Origin of the sequence: Streptomyces sp. NPDC059897, from assembly GCF_042730865.1 — a bacterium.
In the GTDB taxonomy this organism is placed as follows: Bacteria; Actinomycetota; Actinomycetes; order Streptomycetales; family Streptomycetaceae; genus Streptomyces.
Genome location: NZ_JBHWKQ010000011.1, coordinates 59,312 through 77,288, shown reverse-complemented (window position 1 = coordinate 77,288; position 17,977 = coordinate 59,312). Strand labels below are relative to the sequence as shown.

15 protein-coding genes are annotated in these 17,977 nt (G+C 70.5%); 4 read left to right on the top strand and 11 right to left on the bottom strand.

Annotated elements, in window-relative coordinates; translation table 11 throughout:
* Window positions 1–78: 78 nt before the first annotated feature.
* The 10 genes from ACFV9W_RS14925 to ACFV9W_RS14880 all read right to left on the bottom strand — a co-directional run bounded on the left by ACFV9W_RS14925 (window position 79) and on the right by ACFV9W_RS14880 (window position 13,124).
* Window positions 79–1,854: an IucA/IucC family protein gene (locus ACFV9W_RS14925; protein WP_385760050.1), complete on the bottom strand. Its 1,776-nt coding sequence runs from the start codon at window positions 1,852–1,854 to the stop codon at window positions 79–81.
* Window positions 1,851–2,438 carry a GNAT family N-acetyltransferase gene (locus ACFV9W_RS14920; protein ID WP_385760048.1) on the bottom strand — a complete coding sequence of 196 codons (588 nt, stop codon included), beginning with the start codon at window positions 2,436–2,438 and terminating at the stop codon, window positions 1,851–1,853. Before ACFV9W_RS14920 ends, ACFV9W_RS14925 begins: the two co-directional genes overlap by 4 nt.
* Window positions 2,435–3,724, bottom strand: coding sequence for a lysine N(6)-hydroxylase/L-ornithine N(5)-oxygenase family protein (locus ACFV9W_RS14915; RefSeq protein ID WP_385760045.1), 1,290 nt, complete (start codon window positions 3,722–3,724; stop codon window positions 2,435–2,437). The genes ACFV9W_RS14920 and ACFV9W_RS14915 overlap by 4 nt, the downstream gene beginning before the upstream one ends.
* Window positions 3,708–5,150, bottom strand: a complete 1,443-nt coding sequence (desA, locus tag ACFV9W_RS14910; protein ID WP_385760042.1) for a lysine decarboxylase DesA — start codon at window positions 5,148–5,150, stop codon at window positions 3,708–3,710. The genes ACFV9W_RS14915 and desA overlap by 17 nt, the downstream gene beginning before the upstream one ends.
* A gap of 199 nt (window positions 5,151–5,349) precedes the next feature.
* Window positions 5,350–6,207, bottom strand: coding sequence for a siderophore-interacting protein (locus ACFV9W_RS14905; RefSeq protein ID WP_385760039.1), 858 nt, complete (start codon window positions 6,205–6,207; stop codon window positions 5,350–5,352).
* 4 nt (window positions 6,208–6,211) lie between these two features.
* Window positions 6,212–7,258 (bottom strand): ABC transporter substrate-binding protein, encoded by a 1,047-nt coding sequence (locus ACFV9W_RS14900; RefSeq protein ID WP_385760037.1) that lies wholly within the window; start codon window positions 7,256–7,258, stop codon window positions 6,212–6,214.
* A 152-nt stretch (window positions 7,259–7,410) separates the two neighbouring features.
* Complete coding sequence (locus tag ACFV9W_RS14895; protein WP_385760034.1) at window positions 7,411–8,571, bottom strand: acyl-CoA dehydrogenase family protein; 1,161 nt, start codon at window positions 8,569–8,571, stop codon at window positions 7,411–7,413.
* 7 nt (window positions 8,572–8,578) lie between these two features.
* Window positions 8,579–9,562, bottom strand: coding sequence for a hydroxymethylglutaryl-CoA lyase (locus ACFV9W_RS14890; RefSeq protein WP_385760031.1), 984 nt, complete (start codon window positions 9,560–9,562; stop codon window positions 8,579–8,581).
* Window positions 9,559–11,487 carry an acetyl/propionyl/methylcrotonyl-CoA carboxylase subunit alpha gene (locus ACFV9W_RS14885; RefSeq protein WP_385760028.1) on the bottom strand — a complete coding sequence of 643 codons (1,929 nt, stop codon included), beginning with the start codon at window positions 11,485–11,487 and terminating at the stop codon, window positions 9,559–9,561. Before ACFV9W_RS14885 ends, ACFV9W_RS14890 begins: the two co-directional genes overlap by 4 nt.
* Before the next feature lie 14 nt (window positions 11,488–11,501).
* The gene (locus ACFV9W_RS14880) at window positions 11,502–13,124 is read right to left on the bottom strand and encodes a carboxyl transferase domain-containing protein (RefSeq protein WP_385760025.1); all 1,623 of its coding nucleotides are present in this window, start codon (window positions 13,122–13,124) and stop codon (window positions 11,502–11,504) included.
* 97 nt (window positions 13,125–13,221) lie between these two features.
* Between ACFV9W_RS14880 and ACFV9W_RS14875 the strand changes: the two genes are divergently transcribed.
* The 4 genes from ACFV9W_RS14875 (at window position 13,222) to ACFV9W_RS14860 (ending at window position 17,016) form a co-directional block, all read left to right on the top strand.
* Window positions 13,222–13,815, top strand: a complete 594-nt coding sequence (locus tag ACFV9W_RS14875) for a TetR/AcrR family transcriptional regulator (RefSeq protein ID WP_385760022.1) — start codon at window positions 13,222–13,224, stop codon at window positions 13,813–13,815.
* Between the two features lie 128 nt (window positions 13,816–13,943).
* Window positions 13,944–15,101: an acyl-CoA dehydrogenase family protein gene (locus tag ACFV9W_RS14870; protein ID WP_385760020.1), complete on the top strand. Its 1,158-nt coding sequence runs from the start codon at window positions 13,944–13,946 to the stop codon at window positions 15,099–15,101.
* Between the two features lie 35 nt (window positions 15,102–15,136).
* Window positions 15,137–16,009, top strand: coding sequence for an acyl-CoA thioesterase (locus ACFV9W_RS14865; RefSeq protein WP_385760017.1), 873 nt, complete (start codon window positions 15,137–15,139; stop codon window positions 16,007–16,009).
* A 20-nt stretch (window positions 16,010–16,029) separates the two neighbouring features.
* Complete coding sequence (locus ACFV9W_RS14860) at window positions 16,030–17,016, top strand: cation diffusion facilitator family transporter (RefSeq protein ID WP_385760014.1); 987 nt, start codon at window positions 16,030–16,032, stop codon at window positions 17,014–17,016.
* 117 nt (window positions 17,017–17,133) lie between these two features.
* On the opposite strand, the gene ACFV9W_RS14855 is transcribed toward ACFV9W_RS14860, so the two are convergent.
* The gene (locus tag ACFV9W_RS14855) at window positions 17,134–17,934 is read right to left on the bottom strand and encodes a phosphatase (protein WP_385760011.1); all 801 of its coding nucleotides are present in this window, start codon (window positions 17,932–17,934) and stop codon (window positions 17,134–17,136) included.
* Window positions 17,935–17,977 lie beyond the last annotated feature (43 nt).

Sequence of the window (17,977 nt, the reverse complement as noted above, 5' to 3'; positions counted from 1 at the left end):
GCCGCCATTCTCGTACGGGAAAGGGGCCCGGGAGGACCGTCTCCCGAGCCCCTGGTCCACAGGACCGGACAAACCCCGTTACGCGATGGGGTTCTCCAGGTCGCCCACGAGCTGCAGGGCGCCCGAGGGGTCCGCCAGGTCGACCATCTGCTCGTTGTTGCGCAGCTGGAGGCGGTTGAGGGCGGAGAGCGAGAAGTGCGGGGCGAACATGTCGAACCGCTCGAACTTCTCCGCCAGTTGGGGCATCGACGCCTGGTAGTCGCGCACGCAGTCCGCGACCGCCGACCAGAACGTCTCCTCGTCCACGACGCCGTCCTCGACGAGGTTCGCCGCGAGGAAGCGGAAGAAGCAGTCGAAGACGTCCGTGAAGATGGAGAGCAGCTTCATGTCGTCGGGGACTTCGGCCTTGATGCGCTCCACGGCGGGCGGCAGGACCGCGTCCATGTCCATCACCGCGATCTCCTCGGCGATGTCCTTGAAGATCGACCGCTTGACGACGCCCTGCTCGTCCAGGACCAGGATGACGTTCTCGCCGTGCGGCATGAACACCAGGTCGTAGGCGTAGAAGCTGTGGAGGAGCGGGGTGAGGTACGACTTCAGGTACGGCTTCAGCCACTCGCGCGGGGTCAGGCCCGAGCGCTCGATCAGGGCGCCCGCGAAGGACTTGCCCTCGCGGTCCACGTGCAGGAGGGACGCCATCGTAGCCAGGCGCTCGCCCTCGCCGAGCGAGTCCACCGGGGACTCGCGCCACAGCGCCGCCAGCATCTTGCGGTACGGCGAGTAGCGGTCGGTGGCGGCCTCGTACTCCAGGTGCCGGTAGCCGACGGCCGCGCGCTCGCGGATGATCGTCAGGCCGGTGTCCTTGAGGACCTCGTCGTTCTCGATGAGGTTCGCGAGCCAGTCGTTGATCGCAGGCGTCGCCTCCATGTACGCCGCCGAAAGGCCGCGCATGAAGCCCATGTTGATGACCGACAGGGCCGTCTTCACGTAGTGCTTGGCCGGCGCGCTCTTGTTGAAGAACGTGCGGATCGACTGCTGCGCCAGGTACTCGTCGTCGCCCTCGCCCAGGCACACCAGGTTCTGCTGCGCGACCTCGGCGGCGAACGTGACGGAGAGCTTGTTCCACCACTGCCACGGGTGGGCGGGGATCAGGAGGTAGTCGGCCGGGTCGAGGCCCTTGTCGCGCAGGACGCCGTCGAAGCGGTCGAGGGTCTCCTGGCCCAGCTCGGCGCGGAAGAACGACTCGTACTCCAGGCCCACGCCCGCCGTGAACGCGGCGCGCTCGCGGCTCGCCGCCAGCCAGATCAGCCGGACGGGGCTCGCGGTCTCGGGGGCGTACGAGAGGTACTCGTGGACGCCGAAGCCGAGGCGGCCGTTGTTCGCGACGAAGCAGGGGTGGCCCTCGGTCATGCCCGTCTCGATCTCCTGGAAGTCGCCGGTGGCGGCGAGTTCGGCGGAGTTCACGTACGGCTTCGTCAGTTTGAAGCAGGTGCCGGAGAGCGTGGAGGAGATCTCCTCCAGGTAGACCGGGAGCGTCGAGTCGCTCAGGCCCAGGCTGTCCTTCAGCTCGATGAAGAACTGCAGGGCGTTCAGCGGGAGTTCGGCGCCGTCGCGGTGCCGGGTGATCGAGTCGGCGGAGACCTGCCAGTGGTCCAGGCGCAGCCGGCGCGCGGTGAACTCGTAGCGGGTCAGGCCGTCGTCGCTGAGGACGGAGTACAGGTCGGGGCCCGTGGCGGCCTCGGGTATGAGGAGCCGCTCGTGGCTGAACTCGGCGAGTGCCTTGCGGATGAGGAGGCGGTTGGCCTCGGCCCAGTGCTCGGGGGAGAGGTGGGTGGCGGCGTCGGCGATGGTCATGCTGCGGTCGTCCTTCCCGTGGCCGCTTCGAACTGGGCGCGCGTGCAGAAGCTCAGCAGCGCCTTCTTCTCGGGCTTGTCGATCTCACGCTCGGGGACGAAGCCGACGGCCTCGTTCAGGGCGTGCACTGCCTTGTTGCCGACGTCGGGTTCGACGACGACGCGGTTCACCGACGGGTCGGCGAACAGGGACTCCATCACCGCGGTGATCACGGCGCGCGTGAAGCCGGGGACGCGGACGTCCGAGGGCGCGGTGAGGAAGTGCATGCCGATGTCGCCGGGCTCGGGCTCGTACAGGCCGACCAGCTCGACGTAACGGGGGTCGTAGCGCTCCATCAGGAACGCCGGTATGCCGTCGTGCAGGCCGAGGAACGCGTCGTGGTGCTCGTGCGCCGCGATCGACATGTACTCGCGCTCGACGTCCTGGAGCTTGGCGTCCTGCATCAGCCAGAACGCGGCCTTGGGGTCGGTGACCCAGCGGTGCAGCAGCTCGGCGTCGGCCTGTGCGTCGACGGGCCGGAGGGTCAGTTTCCCTACGGCGCTTTTCGAGGTGCTCGTGTTGCTCGGGGTGCTCGTGTTGCTCATGCTGCGAACTCCTGGAAGGCGATGGTCTTCTCGACGGGGTAGTACTCGGTGCCGAGCAGCTCGCCGATGATGTAACTGTTGCGGTAGGCGCCCATGCCCAGGTCCGGGCTGGTGATCGAGTGGGTGTGCACGCCCGCGTTCTGCAGGAAGATGCCGCGGCCCGTGGTGTCGATCGAGTAGTTGCGGGCGACGTCGTAGCGGCCCTTGCCGTCCCAGCGGATGCGGTCCTTGACCGGCTCGAGGAAGGCGGGAGTCGCGTACTTGTAGCCCGTGGCGAGGATCAGGCCCTCGGTCTCCAGCTCGAACTCCTTGTCCTGCTCCTCCTGGTGCAGGCCGAGGGTGTACGTGCCGTTGTCGTAGTCCGCCGTGCGCAGCGCCGAGTTGGTGAGCAGCCGCGTCGGGACCGGGCCGTTCAGGCCCTTCTGGTAGAGCAGGTCGAAGATCGCGTCGATCAGCTCGCCGTCGATGCCCTTGAACAGGCCCTTCTGGCGCTCCTCCAGGGAGTAGCGCTTCTGCTCCGGCAGCGCGTGGAAGTAGTCGATGTAGTCCGGGGACGTCATCTCCAGCGTGAGCTTGGTGTACTCCAGCGGGAAGAAGCGCGGCGAGCGCGTCACCCAGTTCAGCCGGTAGCCGTGCACGTCGATCTCGCCGAGGAGGTCGTAGTAGATCTCGGCGGCGGACTGCCCGGAGCCGATCAGCGTGATCGACTTCTTCTTCTGGAGCTGCTCCCTGTGCTGCACGTAGCGGGAGTTGTGGATGACTCCGTCGCCGCCGAGCCCCTGGCAGGCCTCGGGCACGTACGGCGGGGTGCCGGTGCCGAGGACGAGGCGGCGGGCGCGGTACGTGTCGCCCTTGTCCGTGCTGATGACGTAGAGCTCGTCCCCGTCGTCGTAGCGGACCTCGGTGACGGTCGTCGAGAAGCGGATGGACGACAGCTTGGCGGCCGCCCAACGGCAGTAGTCGTTGTACTCGACGCGCAGCGGATAGAAGTTCTCGCGGATGTAGAACGAGTACAACCGCCCCGATTCCTTCAGGTAGTTGAGGAAGGAGTACGGCGAGGTGGGGTCGGCGAGCGTCACCAGGTCCGACATGAACGGGGTCTGGAGGTGCGCGCCGTCGAGGAACATGCCCGAGTGCCACTCGAAGTCCGGCTTGGACTCGATGAACAGGCCGTTCAGCTCGTCGATCGGTTCGGTGAGCGCGGCCAGGCCGAGGTTGAAGGGGCCGAGCCCGATCCCGATGAAGTCGTACACGGTGTTCTTCGTCGTCTCAGGATGCGCGGTCAAGGGTGTCTCCCAGGTACTGCTCGGCGTGGCCGGCGATGAGGTCGAGGACGGCTCGGATGTCGGCGAGTGTCGTCTCGGGGTTGAGCAGGGTGAACTTCAGGTACTGGCGCTCGCCGACCTTGGTGCCCGCGACGACGGCGTCACCGGAGGCGAACAGGGCCTTGCGGGCGTAGAGGTTGGCGCGGTCGATCTCCGCGGGGTCGGTGGCGTCGGCCGGGATGTAGCGGTAGACGAGCGTGGACAGGCTCGGCTCCACGACCACGTCGAAGCGCGGGTCGGCGGCGAGCAGCTGCCAGCCCTCCCGGGCCAGGTCGCAGACCTCGTCGAAGAGGGAGCCGATGCCCTTGGCGCCCATCACGCGCAGCGTCAGCCACAGCTTGAGCGCGTCGAAGCGGCGCGTCGTCTGCAGGGACTTGTCGACCTGGTTGGGGATCCGCTCGGCGACCGTGCGCCGCGGGTTGAGGTACTCCGCGTGGTACGTGGCGTGCCGCAGGGTGGCGCCGTCGCGGACCAGGATCGCGCTCGAACTCACGGGCTGGAAGAAGGACTTGTGGTAGTCCACGGTGACCGAGTCGGCGCGCTCGATGCCGTCGATCCGGTCGCGGTTCTTGTTGGAGACGAGCAGTCCGCAGCCGTACGCGGCGTCGACGTGCATCCACGTGTCGTACTGGGCGCACAGCTCGGCGATCTCGGGGAGCGGGTCGATGGAACCGAAGTCCGTCGTCCCCGCGGTCGCGACGACGGCCATCGGGACGAGCCCGTTCTCGCGGCAGCGCTGCAGCTCGGCGGCGAGGGCCACCGTCTGCATGCGCTTCTCCCGGTCGACCGGGACGGAGACGACCGCCTCCGCGGGGAGGCCGAGCAGCGTCGCGGACTTCTTGACGCTGAAGTGGCTGACCTCGGAGGCGAAGACGCGGAGTTTGGCCAGATCCTTCGACTTGGCCTCCTCCCGGGCGAGCAGCAGCGCCTGGAGGTTGGACTGGGAGCCGCCGGAGGTGAACACGCCGTCGGCGGCGGGGCCGAGGCCGATCCGCCCGGTGGTCCAGTCGATGAGCTTGCGCTCGATGAGCGTGCCGCCCGCGGACTGGTCCCAGGTGTCGAGCGAGGAGTTGACCGCGGCGAGGATCGCCTCGCCGAGCACGGCCGGGATGACGACCGGGCAGTTGAGGTGGGCGAGATAGCGGGGGTGGTGGAAGTAGACGGCGTCGCGGAGGTACACGTCCTCCAGCTCGTCCAGGGCGGCGATGGTGTCCTGGAGCGGCTCGTCCAGGTCGACGGCGTCGACGGTGGGGGCGAGTGCGTCGGGGGTGACGCCGGTGAACGGCCTTGTGGTGGTGGCGAGTTTGGCCGCCACCCGCTCGACTCCCTCGGTCACGGAACTGCGGTACAGCTCCGCGGTGGTGTCATTGAGCAGGTGCGAGCGCATGAACGGTTCCTCCGGGTGGGGTGGGGTGGTTCCCGGGTGGGGCAGGAAAAAGGGCGAGGTCGCGAGCCCTTCGATTAGGTTAGCCTAACCTAACTTCGGCTCGCGACCCCGCCCCCTGTTCTGTGGCTGGAATGGCTGGAATGTTCTGCTGTGAACCAAGCGATGGGTGTTGCGGCGGCGGGTGTTGCGGCGATGGCGGTTACGCCGCCCGCAGCGCGTCCTCGCTCATGCCGCGCCGCCAGTACCCGACGAAGGTGACCGCACGCTTGTCGTAGCCGCGCTCGCGCACCAGGTGCCGCCGCAGCTCCTTCATCGTTCCGGACTCACCGGCCAGCCAGGCGTACGGACTTGTGGCCTCGGGGAGCCGGGCCGCGCGCACCGCGTCCACCACGGAGGGCGCGCCCTCGTCGCGGACCAGCCAGGTCACCTGGACGTCCGCGAGCGTGATGACCGGCTGGATGTCCGCGCGGTGCGGAACCTCCAAGTACACGTGCGCCGAGACGTGTTCGGGCAGCCAGGCCAGGACGCCGAGCGCGGCCGGCAGTGCCGTCTCGTCGCCCCACATGAGGATCTGGTCGAAGTCGTCCTGGGGGCGGCAGCGCACCGCGGCGTTGTCGGCGATCGCCGGGCCGAGCACGACGGCACGGTCGCCGGGGGCCGCGGCGCGGGCCCAGCGGCAGGCGGGGCCGGACGTCGACGGGTCGTCGTCGTGCAGCACGAAGTCGATGTCGACTTCCTCCGCGGGGAAGCGGCGCTGGCCGCTCAGCGTGTACGAGCGCATGATCGCGCGCTCGTCGTCCGGGATCGCCCGGTACGCGGCGTGCCAGCCGCGGCCGTCGTCGCCGGGCGTGGCCGGCGGGAGCACGGGAGCCTCCTGGCCCGGGTGCGGCAGGAAGAGGGAGAGGGACTGGTCCCGGCCGCCGCCGTGGAAGTCGGCGAGGTCGGGGCCTGTGAAGGTGACCCTGAGGAGCGACGGGCCGAGCCGCCGCGTGCGGACCACTTGCAGATCGAAGAATCGGAAAGGGGCAACAGCGGGGGCTTCGGCCGTCGTCGTCATGGGATCAGGACACCTTCTTCGCCGTCTCGATGGCCTTCGCGAGGTTCTCCAGCATGGGAGCGCACTTGTCGTAGGAGAGGATCGGCTCGGGGGAGCGGGCGATGACCTGGCCGGCCTTGACCGCCGGCAGCTTCTTCCAGGTCGGCTCGTCGATGTCGGCGGGCTGAATCGCCTGGGCGCGGTCGTCCATCATGATGATGTCGGCCTTGTGCTTGTTGACGTTCTCCCAGCTCAGGTTCTCGAACCAGCCGCCGGACGCCTTCTTCGCGCCCTCCGAGGGCTCCACGAAGTTCACGCCGAGCGCCTTGAAGTACTCCAGGTCGATGGAGAGGTTCGTGCCCGACACGTAGAAGATGTCGGGGCTCGCGCTGCCCGCGAGCACCTTGATGTCGGGGTTGGCCTTGGCCGCCTTGCGCAGCCGGGCCGCGGCGTCCTCGAAGCGCTTCTTGGCCTTGACGACCTTGTCGGCCTTCAGGTCGGCGCCGAGCGACTCGGCCAGCTTGTAGACGTGCTCCAGCGGGGTCGTCAGCTGGCGGTCGTAGACCGAGATGCCGACGCTCGGGGCGAGCTTGGCGACCTTCTTGGCGGACTCCTCGGGGACGTACCAGAGGGTGCCCGCGCCGTCGAAGATCGTGGTGATCAGTACCTGGGGGGCGAGCCCCGCGTACTTCTCGATGTTGAACTGGCCCCACTCGTTGCCGATGACGGTGACCTTGTCGACCGGCATGTCACCGGCCTGGACGTCGGGCTTGCCGCCCTTCGTGGTGGTCGGGCCGAAGACGCCCTTGACCTGGATGCCGTAGTCGTACAGGGCGGCGCCCATGCCGGTGAAGGCGACGATCTCCGTGGGGACCTTGTCCAGCTTCACGGTCTTGCCGCGGTCGTCCTTGTACGACCAGGGGCCGGACTTCTTCGCGGCGCCCGCCGGGCTGGAGCCGCCGTCTTTGGAGCCGCCGTCGCCGCAGGCGGCGAGCGCGGCCCCGAGGCCGATGGCGCCGGTCGCGGCGAGGATGCCGCGGCGGGTGGGGCGGGACAGTCGGGCGTTGGACATACGGACTACTTTCGGACGTGCCGGGGCGTCGGCCGGACGGGACGTAAACTCAGGGTAGGTTAACCTAAGTTCTGTCGTTGTCCAGGGGGCGGGGGACGTCCCGATCAAGCCCCCGGAGGGGCTCGAATCGCTCGACCGGTGCCGGCGGGGCTCTACGTGGTCAGGCCCAGCTCCCGCGCGATCAGCATCCGCTGCACCTCACTCGTGCCCTCCCCGATCTCCAGGATCTTGGAGTCCCGCCACATGCGGGCGACCGGGTACTCGTTCATGAACCCGTACCCGCCGTGGATCTGCGTCGCCTCACGCGCGTTGTCCACCGCCACCGTCGACGAGTACAGCTTCGCGAGGGCCGCCTCCTTCTTGAACGGTTCCCCCGCGACGAGCCGCGACGCCGCGTCCCGCCACGCGAGCCGGGACGTGTGCGCCTTCATCTCCATGTCGGCGATCTTGAACTGGATGGCCTGGTACCCGCCGATGGCCTGCCCGAACGCACGGCGCTCCTTGGCGTACTTCACCGACTCGTCGACGCACCCCTGCGCGAGGCCCGTGGCGAGCGCCGAGATCGCGACGCGCCCCTCGTCGAGGATCCGCAGGAACTGGGCGAAGCCCCGGCCCTCCGTGCCCAGCAGGTTCGCGGCGGGCACCCGGACGTCGTCGAAGTGCAGCTCACGGGTGTCCGACGCGTTCCACCCCACCTTCGAGTAGGGCGCCGCCACCGTGAACCCCGGTGTGCCGGACGGGACGATGATCGAGGAGATCGCCGGGCGGCCGTCCGCCGTGCGGTCGGTGACCGCCGTGACCGTCACCAGGCCCGTGATGTCCGTGCCCGAGTTGGTGATGAAGCACTTCGTGCCATTGATGACCCAGTCGCCGGTCTCCTCGTCCCGCACGGCCGTGGTGCGGGTGCCGCCCGCGTCCGAGCCGGCCTCGGGTTCGGTGAGACCGAACGCGCCGAGGACCTCGCCCGCGCACAGCTTCGGCAGCCACTGACGCTTCTGCTCCTCGGTGCCGAAGAGATGGATCGGCATGGCGCCGAGCGAGACCCCGGCCTCCAGCGTGATCGCGACCGAGGAGTCGACGCGCGCCAACTCCTCCAGGGCGATGCCGAGCGCCAGATAGTCGCCGCCCATGCCGCCGTACTCCTCGGGGAACGGCAGTCCGAACAGGCCCATGCGGCCCATCTCGCGGACGATCTCGTAGGGGAACTCGTGCCGCTCGTAGAAGTCGCCGATCTTCGGGGCGACGACGTCGTGCGCGAACTCCTCGACGGTGCGCCGGAGTTCCTCGTGCTCGGGGGAGAGGTGGTGATCCATGACTGCCTCACTGCTCCTGGCCGGGATCGGCATGGGTGTCGGCGTCGGCCTCGGGTGCGAGGGCGCGAACGGTGCGGGACGGGCTGGGCCGGCCCAGGTGCCCGGCCATCCACCTGCTGGTGTCGGTGAGACGGCCGAGGTCGACCCCGGTCTCGATGCCGAGTCCGCGCAGCATCCAGACGAGGTCCTCGGTGGCGAGATTGCCGGTGGCGCTCTTCGCGTACGGGCAGCCGCCGAGGCCGCCCGCGGAGGCGTCCACCGTGCTCACGCCGTGCTGGAGCGCCGCCAGGGTGTTGGCGAGCGCCTGGCCGTACGTGTCATGGAAGTGCACGCCGATCGCGGTCGTCGGCACGCCCTCCTCGGTCAGCTCCGCCAGAAGTGCCTGTACGTGACCGGGGGTGGCCACGCCGATGGTGTCGCCGAGGCTCAGCTCGTCGCAGCCCATGTCCATCAGGGACTTGGCGACGGAGACGACCTGGTGGACCGGGACCGGGCCCTCCCACGGGTCGCCGAAACACATGGAGAGGTAGCCGCGGACGTGCGCCCGCGACTCCTTGGCGCGCGCCACGACCGGCTCGAAGACGGCCAGGGACTCCGCCACCGTCCGGTTCAGGTTCGCCTTCGCGAAGGACTCGGTGGCGCTGGCGAACACGGCGACGCGGTCGGCCCCGAGGGCCAGCGCCCGGTCGAGGCCCCGCCCGTTCGGTACGAGGACGGGGAGGTGGACGCCGGGCGAGAGGTCCTGGACGAGCGGGAACAGGTCCTCCGCGTCCGCCAGTTGGGGCACCCACTTGGGGTGCACGAAACTCGTGGCCTCGATGGTGGTGAGGCCGGAGGCGGCGAGGCGGTGGACGAACTCCGCCTTCACCTCCGTGGGCACGGCCCGCTTCTCGTTCTGCAACCCGTCGCGCGCGCCCACCTCGTGGATCCGGACGCGGGCCGGGAGGCCCTGGGCGGGGACGACCATGGGGAGCTGTGGCGTGGCGGTCATCGCGCGGCCTCCCCGCCGTCGGCCGTCTCCTCGGGGGCGACGACCGCGAGGACCTGGTCCATCGCCACCGTCGTCCCCGGCGATACGTCCAGCTCGCTCACCGTGCCCGCGTGCGGGGACGTGATCACGTGTTCCATCTTCATCGCCTCCACCACCAACAGGCTCTGGCCCGCCGTCACCTGGTCACCGACGGCGACCTTCACCACGGTCACCGTGCCGGGCATCGGGGCGGTCAGGGAGCCCGCGCCGCCGGCCCCCGACCCGGTCAGGTTCGCCGCCACCGGGTCGTGGTCCCGGACGTGCCAGGCGTCGCCCTCGCGTGCCAGCCAGTCGCCCGCGGTCGCGGTGAGGCGGGCGGGAGCGGTGGGCACGCCGTCGACCAGGACCTCGGTGCCGCGCACCCGGACCTCGACCGGGTCGTGGCCCGCGGCCCTCAAGGGGTGCACGGTCCACGCCGGTTCGCCGCCGAGCCGCCAGCCGCTCGGCCGGTCGAACGGGTCCGTCCAGCCCTCGGTCGGCGCCGGGGCGAGCCGCTCCTGGCGCAGCACGCCCGCCGCCGCGTAGATCCCCGCGGGGACCTCCGCGTCGACCAGCTCGTCCGTCGCGCGCTCCACCAGGCCGGTGTCCAACTCGCCCGCCACGACGTCCGGGTGGGCGAGCAGGCGCCGCAGATACCCGGCGTTCGTCGGCACGCCCAGCGTCACCGTGCGGGCGAGCGCCGCCCGCAGCCTGCGCAGCGCCGTGCCCCGGTCGGGGCCGTACGCGATGATCTTCGCGAGCATCGGGTCGTAGAGGCTGGAGACCTCCGTGCCCTCGGTGAGGCCGGAGTCGACCCGGATGCCCTCGCCCTCGGGTTCGCTCAGCGCCAGGACCGTGCCGCCGGAGGGGAGGAAGCCGCGCGCCGGGTCTTCCGCGCACAGGCGGGCCTCCACCGCGTGCCCGGTGAGCGTGATGTCGTCCTGTGTGAAGGGGAGTTGTTCGCCCGCCGCGACCCGGACCTGCCACTCCACCAGGTCCACGCCCGTGACCAGCTCGGTCACCGGGTGCTCGACCTGGAGGCGCGTGTTCATCTCCATGAAGCAGTACGCGGCCGGGTCCTCGCCCGGCACGATGAACTCCACCGTGCCCGCGCCCCGGTAGCCGCAGGAGCGCGCCGCCTCCACGGCCGCCGCGCCCATCGCCGCGCGCGTGGCCTCGTCGAGCAGCACCGAGGGCGCCTCCTCGACGATCTTCTGGTGGCGGCGCTGGAGGGAGCACTCGCGCTCGCCGAGGTGCACCACGTTCCCGTGGCCGTCCGCCAGGACCTGGATCTCGATGTGGCGGGGGCGGTCGATCCAGCGCTCCACGAGGAGTGTGTCGTCGCCGAAGGAGGTCCGCGCCTCGCGCCGGGCGGCCGCGATCTCCTCGTCCAGGGCGGTGAGGTCGCGCACGAGGCGCATGCCCTTGCCGCCGCCGCCCGCGCTGGGCTTGATGAGGACGGGTGCGCCCAACTTCCGGGCCGCCTCGGCCAGTTCCGGGTCGCGGCCGCCCGGTACCACCGGGACCCCGGCCGTGCTCACCGTCTCCTTGGCGCGGATCTTGTCGCCCATCAGGGCGATGGCCTCGGCGGGCGGGCCGATGAAGACCAGGCCCGCCTCCTCGCAGGCCCGCGCGAACTCCGCGTTCTCCGCCAGGAATCCGTACCCCGGGTGCACCGCCTGTGCGCCGGTCGCCGCCGCGGCCTCGATCAGCCGCTCCGCCACCAAGTAGCTCTCGGTGGCCGCCGGCGGGCCGATCCGCACCGCCTCGTCCGCCTCGCGCACATGCCGCGCGTCCGCGTCGGCGTCGCTGTAGACCGCCACGGAGCGGATGCCGAGCGCCCGCAGCGTACGGATGACGCGCACCGCGATCTCGCCGCGGTTGGCCACAAGTACCGTCTCGAACACGTCTGGTCCGCCCCTCACATCCGGAAGACGCCGAAGCCGGCGGACTTCTCCGGCAGCGGCGCGTTGGCACACGCGGTCAGGGCCAGGCCGAGGACCTGGCGGGTCTCCATCGGGTCGATCACGCCGTCGTCCCACAGCCGGGCCGTCGCGTAGTAGGCATTCCCCTGCGACTCGTACTGGGCGCGGATCGGGGCCTTGAAGGCGTCCTCGTCCTCGGCCGCCCACTGTTCGCCGCGCGCCTCCAGCTGGTCACGCTTGACGGTCGCGAGCACCGAGGCGGCCTGCTCGCCGCCCATCACGGAGATCTTCGCGCCGGGCCACATCCACAGGAAGCGGGGCGAGTACGCCCGGCCGCACATCGAGTAGTTGCCCGCGCCGTACGAACCGCCGATCACCACGGTCAGCTTCGGCACGCGCGTGCAGGCCACCGCCGTGACCATCTTGGCGCCGTGCTTGGCGATGCCGCCCGCCTCGTAGTCCTTGCCGACCATGAAGCCCGAGATGTTCTGGAGGAACAGCAGCGGAATGCCGCGCTGGTCGCACAGCTCGATGAAGTGGGCGCCCTTCTGGGCGGATTCGGCGAACAGGATGCCGTTGTTCGCGACGATGCCGACCGGGTGCCCGTGGATCCGCGCGAAACCGGTGATCAGCGTCTGCCCGTACTCCGACTTGAACTCGGCGAACCGCGAACCGTCCACTACGCGCGCGATGACCTCCCGCACGTCGTACGGGGTCCGCGAGTCGACCGGCACCGCGCCGTAGAGCCCCGCCGGGTCCACCTTCGGCTCGATGGCCGCCTTCACCGCCCACGGCAGCGGACCGCGCTCCGGCAGCGTCGAGACGATGGTCCGCACGATCCGCAGCGCGTGCGCGTCGTCCTCCGCCAGGTGGTCCGTCACGCCCGAGATCCGCGAGTGGACCTCGCCGCCGCCCAGCTCCTCGGCCGTCACCACCTCGCCCGTGGCCGCCTTCACCAGCGGCGGGCCGCCCAGGAAGATCGTGCCCTGGTTCCGGACGATCACCGCTTCGTCGCTCATCGCCGGGACGTACGCCCCGCCCGCCGTGCACGAACCGAGGACCGCCGCGATCTGCGGGATGCCCGCGCCCGACATCCGCGCCTGGTTGTAGAAGATCCGCCCGAAGTGCTCGCGGTCCGGGAACACGTCGTCCTGCATCGGCAGGAAGGCGCCGCCGGAGTCCACCAGGTAGACGCACGGCAGCCGGTTCTCCAGGGCCACCTCCTGCGCGCGCAGGTGCTTCTTCACCGTCATCGGGTAGTACGTGCCGCCCTTGACCGTCGCGTCATTGGCGACGATCACGCACTCGCGGCCGCTGACCCGGCCGATCCCGGCGATCACCCCGGCCGCCGGGGCCTGCCCCTCGTACATCCCGTCCGCCGCGAGCGGCGCCAGCTCCAGGAACGGGGAGCCGGGGTCGAGCAGCGCGTCCACCCGGTCGCGCGGCAGCAGCTTGCCACGCGCGGTGTGCCGCGCCCGCGCCTTCTCGCCGCCGCCGAGCCGGGCCGCGGCGAGCTTCGCGCGCAGCTCCTCGCCGAGCGCCCGGTGCGCCGCCTCATTGGCCCGCCAGGCCTCCGACGCGGGCTCCGCCGCGCTGGTCAGCTCCGGTGCCTCCTGCATGGCTTCGAGCCCCCTTGCCCGTACCCAGAAAGTTAATGAGCGTTAACCCGTTTCCGTCAGGTTAACGCTCGCTAACGTCCCTGTCTAGAATTGCCTCATGGCCACGAGAACCGACGCCCCCACCCGCCGCGAGCAGATCCTCAGGGAGGCCGCGCGGCTCTTCGCCGAGCGCGGGTTCCACGGCGTGGGGGTGGACGAGATAGGGGCGGCGGTCGGCATCAGCGGCCCCGGCCTGTACCGGCACTTCGCCGGCAAGGACGCGATGCTCGCCGAGCTGCTCGTCGGGATCAGCGGACAGCTGCTGACCGGCGGCAAGCGGCGGGTCGCCGAGGCCGAGCACGGGCCGGAGGCGCTGCTCGACTCGCTCATCGAGGGGCACATCGACTTCGCGCTCGACGACCGCGACCTGATCACGCTGCACGACCGCGAGCTCGACCGGCTGCGCGACAGCGACCGCAAGCTGGTGCGCCAGTTGCAGCGCCAGTACGTGGAGCTGTGGGTGGACGCGGTGCGCAAGGTCTACCCCGAACTGGTGGAGGCGCACGCGCGCGTGGCCGTGCACGCGGTCTTCGGGCTGCTGAACTCGACCCCGCACCTGAGCCGTCCGGGCTCGCTGCCCGGCAGGACGGCGACCGCGGGGATGCTGCACAAGCTGGCGCGTGGCGCGTTCGCCGCGGCTGCCGCAGAGTGAGGTCGGCGGCCGCCGCGGAGTGACCTGTATCTCTGGACGCTCCTTGCGACTCGCGGGTAACCTGCATCTGAGCAAGCGCTTAGTCGCTTGCCGCCGTCCGCACACTCGTCGTAGAGGGAGAGTTCTCCGTGCGCCGTACCGTTTTTGATGAGGACCACGAGGCGTTCCGGGAGACCCTGCGCGCCTTCATCGAGGCCGAGGTCGTCCCCCATTACGACGAGTGGTTCCAGCAGGGCGTCGTGCCGCGCGAGCTGTACGCCAAGATGGCGGAGCTCGGCCTGTTCGGCATCAACGTGCCCGAGGAGTACGACGGCGCCGGCCTGGACACCCACAAGTTCGAGGCCATCCAGTACGAGGAGACCGCCCGCGCGGGCGTCTCCTTCGGCGGCTCCGGCGTGCACGTGCTGCTCGCCCTGCCGTACATCAAGATGCTCGCCACCGACGAGCAGAAGAAGCGCTACCTGCCGAACTTCGTCTCCGGCGAGGAGATGTGGGCCCTCGCGATGACCGAGCCGGGCACCGGCTCCGACGTCGCGGGCATGAAGACCACCGCCAAGCTCTCCGACGACGGCACGCACTACGTGCTCAACGGCGCCAAGACCTTCATCACCGGCGGCGTCCACGCCGACCGCGTCATCGTCTGCGCCCGCACCTCCGCGCCGCGCGAGGACGACCGCCGCTTCGGCATCTCCCTCTTCGCCGTCGACACCAAGTCCGAGGGCTACTCCATCGGCCGCAAGCTCGACAAGCTGGGCCTGCGCACCTCCGACACCGCCGAGCTGGCGTTCGTCGACGTGAAGGTGCCCGTCGAGGACCTGCTCGGCGAGGAGAACAAGGGCTTCGGCTACCTCGGCACGAACCTGGCCTCCGAGCGCTGGGGCATCGCCTACGGCGCGTACGCGCAGGCCAAGGCCGCCGTCCGGTTCGCCAAGGAGTACGTCCAGGAGCGCACCGTCTTCGGCAAGCCGGTCGCGTCCTTCCAGAACACCAAGTTCGAGCTCGCCGCCTGCCAGGCCGAGGTGGACGCCGCCGAGGCCGTCGCCGACCGTGCCCTGGAGGCCCTCGACGCCGGTGAGCTGACCGCCGCCGAGGCCGCGTCCGCGAAGCTGTTCTGCACCGAGGTCGCGCACCGCGTCATCGACCGCTGCCTCCAGCTGCACGGCGGCTACGGGTTCATGAACGAGTACCCGATCGCCCGCCTGTACGCGGACAACCGCGTGAACCGCATCTACGGCGGCACCAGCGAGGTCATGAAGATGATCATCGCGAAGAACATGGGCCTGTAACCAGCAGAGAATCTTTGCTCGGTACAACTGATCCCATGCATCAGGCACTCGAATCCCTCCTCGATCTGCTCGACCTCGAGCAGATCGAGGAGGACATCTTCCGCGGCCAGTCCCGGTCCTCCGTCGTCCCGCGCGTCTTCGGCGGGCAGGTGGCGGCCCAGGCGCTGGTCGCGGCCGGGCGCACCGTCCCGGCCGACCGGCACGCCCACTCCCTGCACGCGTACTTCCTCGTCGCGGGGGACCCGGGCGCGCCCATCGTCTACACCGTCGACCGGATCCGCGACGGCCGCTCCTTCACGACGCGGCGCGTCGTCGCCGTCCAGCACGGGCAGCCGATCTTCCACCTCTCCGCGTCCTTCCAGACGTACGAGGAGGGGCTCGACCATCAGGCCGACATGCCGCCCGCGCCCGACCCGGAGTCGCTGCCGACCGCGGAGGAGATGCTGCCGCGGTACGCCGACGACGTGCTGAAGCCCGAGGTCGTCCAGCGTCTCCTGGAGGCCCGTGAGGCCGTCGACCTGCGGTACGTGGACGCGCCGCCGTTCGCCTTCGTCGGCGACCCGCAGCCGCCGCGCTCCCAGGTCTGGTTCCGCGCGCGGGGCAAGCTCGCGGACGACCCGCTGCTGCACGTCTGCCTCGCCACCTACGTCTCCGACATGACGCTCCTCGACTCCGTGCTGCTCGCCCACGGGCGCGGCGGCTGGGCCGTCGGCGACGTCGTGGGCGCCTCCCTCGACCACGCGATGTGGTTCCACCGGCCGTTCCGGGCCGACGAATGGCTGCTGTACGACCAGGAGTCGCCGTCCACGTCCGGTGGGCGCGGGCTCGGACAGGCCCGGATCTACACGCAGGACGGACGGCTCGCGATCACCGTCATCCAGGAGGGCGTCGTTCGCGTTCCGCGCTGACCGGACATAACGTGCCGTACATGGATGTACGGGCGGACGATCGTGCGGGCGGCACGGAAGAAGCGGGCGGGGAGAGCGCCTTCACGGTGCTCGTCGCCGCGGCGGCCAACCTGGGCATCGCCCTCGCGAAGGCCGTCGCGGGCGTCATCAGCGGCTCCAGCGCGATGCTCTCCGAGGCCGCGCACTCGTTCGCCGACACCGTCACCGAACTGCTGCTGCTCGCCTCCCTGAAGCGCAGCGACAAGCCCGCCGACGAGGAGCATCCGCTCGGCTACGGCGGCGAGCGCTACGTATGGGCGCTGCTCGCGGCCGTCGCCACGTTCGTGGGCGGCGCCGTCTTCTCCCTGTACGACGGGATCCACACGCTCGTCGCGGGCGAGGAACTGGGCAACCCCGTCGTGTCGTACGTGGTGCTGGGCGTCGCCTTCGTGCTGGAGGGGTTCTCGCTGCGGACCGCCGTGAAGCAGGCGCGGGGCGAGGCGGCCCGGGTGCGGGTGCCCTTCGGTACGTATCTGCGGCACACCCCCGACACGGCGGTGAAGGCCGTCGTACTGGAGGACAGTGCGGCCCTCGCCGGTCTGCTGCTCGCGGCCGGCGGGCTGCTCGGCGCGCAGCTCACCGGGTCGGGGGCGTGGGACGGGGCGGCGTCCCTGTGCATCGGGTTGCTGCTGCTGTGGGTGGCGTGGGTGCTCGGGCGGTCCAACGCGGAGCTGTTGGTGGGGCGGCCGTTGCCGAAGCCGTTCCGGGACGAGATCCGGGAGATCGTGCTCGGGGTCACGCATGTCGAGGCCGTGCTCGAGCTGACGACGCTGGTGCAGGGGCCGCGGGAGGCGCTCGTCGCGGCGAAGGTCGATTTCCGGGATGCGTCCACCGCGGCGCAGATCGAGTGGGCGTGCGAGGACGCCTCGCGGCGGATCCGGGAGCGGTTTCCCGCGGTGCGGCGAGTGTTTCTCGACCCGACCCCGGGGTTCGCGGCGCGCCGCACGGAGGGGCTCAATCCGTGGTGATGCACCCCCTGCGGCGATTGAGCAGGCGGCGCCGTGGTTGACGACTCGGGGCTCCGCCCCGGACCCCGCTGGCTCTCGTCCGACGGCGGGGCTTGATTTGCTCGACCGGCGCCGAGGCTAAACGAGGCCCGCCGCGTCCAGCAGGTAGGCCGTCAGCGGGTCGTAGTGCCTCGGGCTCGTCACGTGGTCGTCCAAGGGGACCGTCACCTGCATCGTGCCCTCGGACTCGGCGACGAAGAGGGCCGGGTCGTTGCAGTCCGCGTAACCGACGGAGTCGAGGCCGCGCTGCGCCGCGCAGCCCGCCCAGCCGTGGTCGGCGACGACCAGGTCCGGCAGCGCGCGGCCCTCGCGGGCGAGGCCGTCGAGGATCGCCGCCATGGGGTCGGGGGAGTGCGTGTGCCACAGCGTCGCGCCGCGCTCCAGCATCGCCACGTCCGCGAACTGGAAGACCATGCCCTCGTCCGTGGCCAGGCCCTCGGGGATCGTCATGATCTCGCAGCCCGCCGCGCGCAGGGCGGTCGCCGTCGCCCGGTGGACGTCCAGGAGACCGCCCGGGTGGCCCGTGGCGAACAGGACCCGCTGGTTGTCCTCCGCCGCCTTGCGCAGGCGCGCCGCCGTCCGGTCCAGGGCGTCGACCGTCAGCTCGGGGTCGATGGTGTCCTGGCCGGAGCGGTGCGCCGCGTCGGGCACGACCCCGCAGCGTTCGGCCATGACGGCGAGCACGTCGGCCTCGTCCGTCCAGCGGTCGCCGAGTTCCAGGCCCAGCCAGTAGTGGCGGTCACCGTTCGCGAGCTTCCGGTAGTGCGAAAGGTTGTTCTCACGGGGCGTCGCCACGTCGCCCGCGATGCGCGTGCGGACGAGGTGCTTGATCAGGGCGGCACGGGTCGGGACGTCGCTGGGCAATCCGGGTATCGGCATGAGCCCATTGTGCAGGGGGCCGCGGGGCAACGGTGATCGGTTC

Coding starts and splice junctions, on each gene's coding strand:
- ACFV9W_RS14925 (WP_385760050.1), bottom strand. CDS start 1,854: ATGACCATCGCCGACGCCGCCACCCACCTCTCCCCCGAGCACTGGGCC.
- ACFV9W_RS14920 (WP_385760048.1), bottom strand. CDS start 2,438: ATGAGCAACACGAGCACCCCGAGCAACACGAGCACCTCGAAAAGCGCC.
- desA (WP_385760042.1), bottom strand. CDS start 5,150: ATGCGCTCGCACCTGCTCAATGACACCACCGCGGAGCTGTACCGCAGT.
- ACFV9W_RS14905 (WP_385760039.1), bottom strand. CDS start 6,207: ATGACGACGACGGCCGAAGCCCCCGCTGTTGCCCCTTTCCGATTCTTC.
- ACFV9W_RS14900 (WP_385760037.1), bottom strand. CDS start 7,258: ATGTCCAACGCCCGACTGTCCCGCCCCACCCGCCGCGGCATCCTCGCC.
- ACFV9W_RS14895 (WP_385760034.1), bottom strand. CDS start 8,571: ATGGATCACCACCTCTCCCCCGAGCACGAGGAACTCCGGCGCACCGTC.
- ACFV9W_RS14890 (WP_385760031.1), bottom strand. CDS start 9,562: ATGACCGCCACGCCACAGCTCCCCATGGTCGTCCCCGCCCAGGGCCTC.
- ACFV9W_RS14880 (WP_385760025.1), bottom strand. CDS start 13,124: ATGCAGGAGGCACCGGAGCTGACCAGCGCGGCGGAGCCCGCGTCGGAG.
- ACFV9W_RS14875 (WP_385760022.1), top strand. CDS start 13,222: ATGGCCACGAGAACCGACGCCCCCACCCGCCGCGAGCAGATCCTCAGG.
- ACFV9W_RS14865 (WP_385760017.1), top strand. CDS start 15,137: ATGCATCAGGCACTCGAATCCCTCCTCGATCTGCTCGACCTCGAGCAG.
- ACFV9W_RS14860 (WP_385760014.1), top strand. CDS start 16,030: ATGGATGTACGGGCGGACGATCGTGCGGGCGGCACGGAAGAAGCGGGC.
- ACFV9W_RS14855 (WP_385760011.1), bottom strand. CDS start 17,934: ATGCCGATACCCGGATTGCCCAGCGACGTCCCGACCCGTGCCGCCCTG.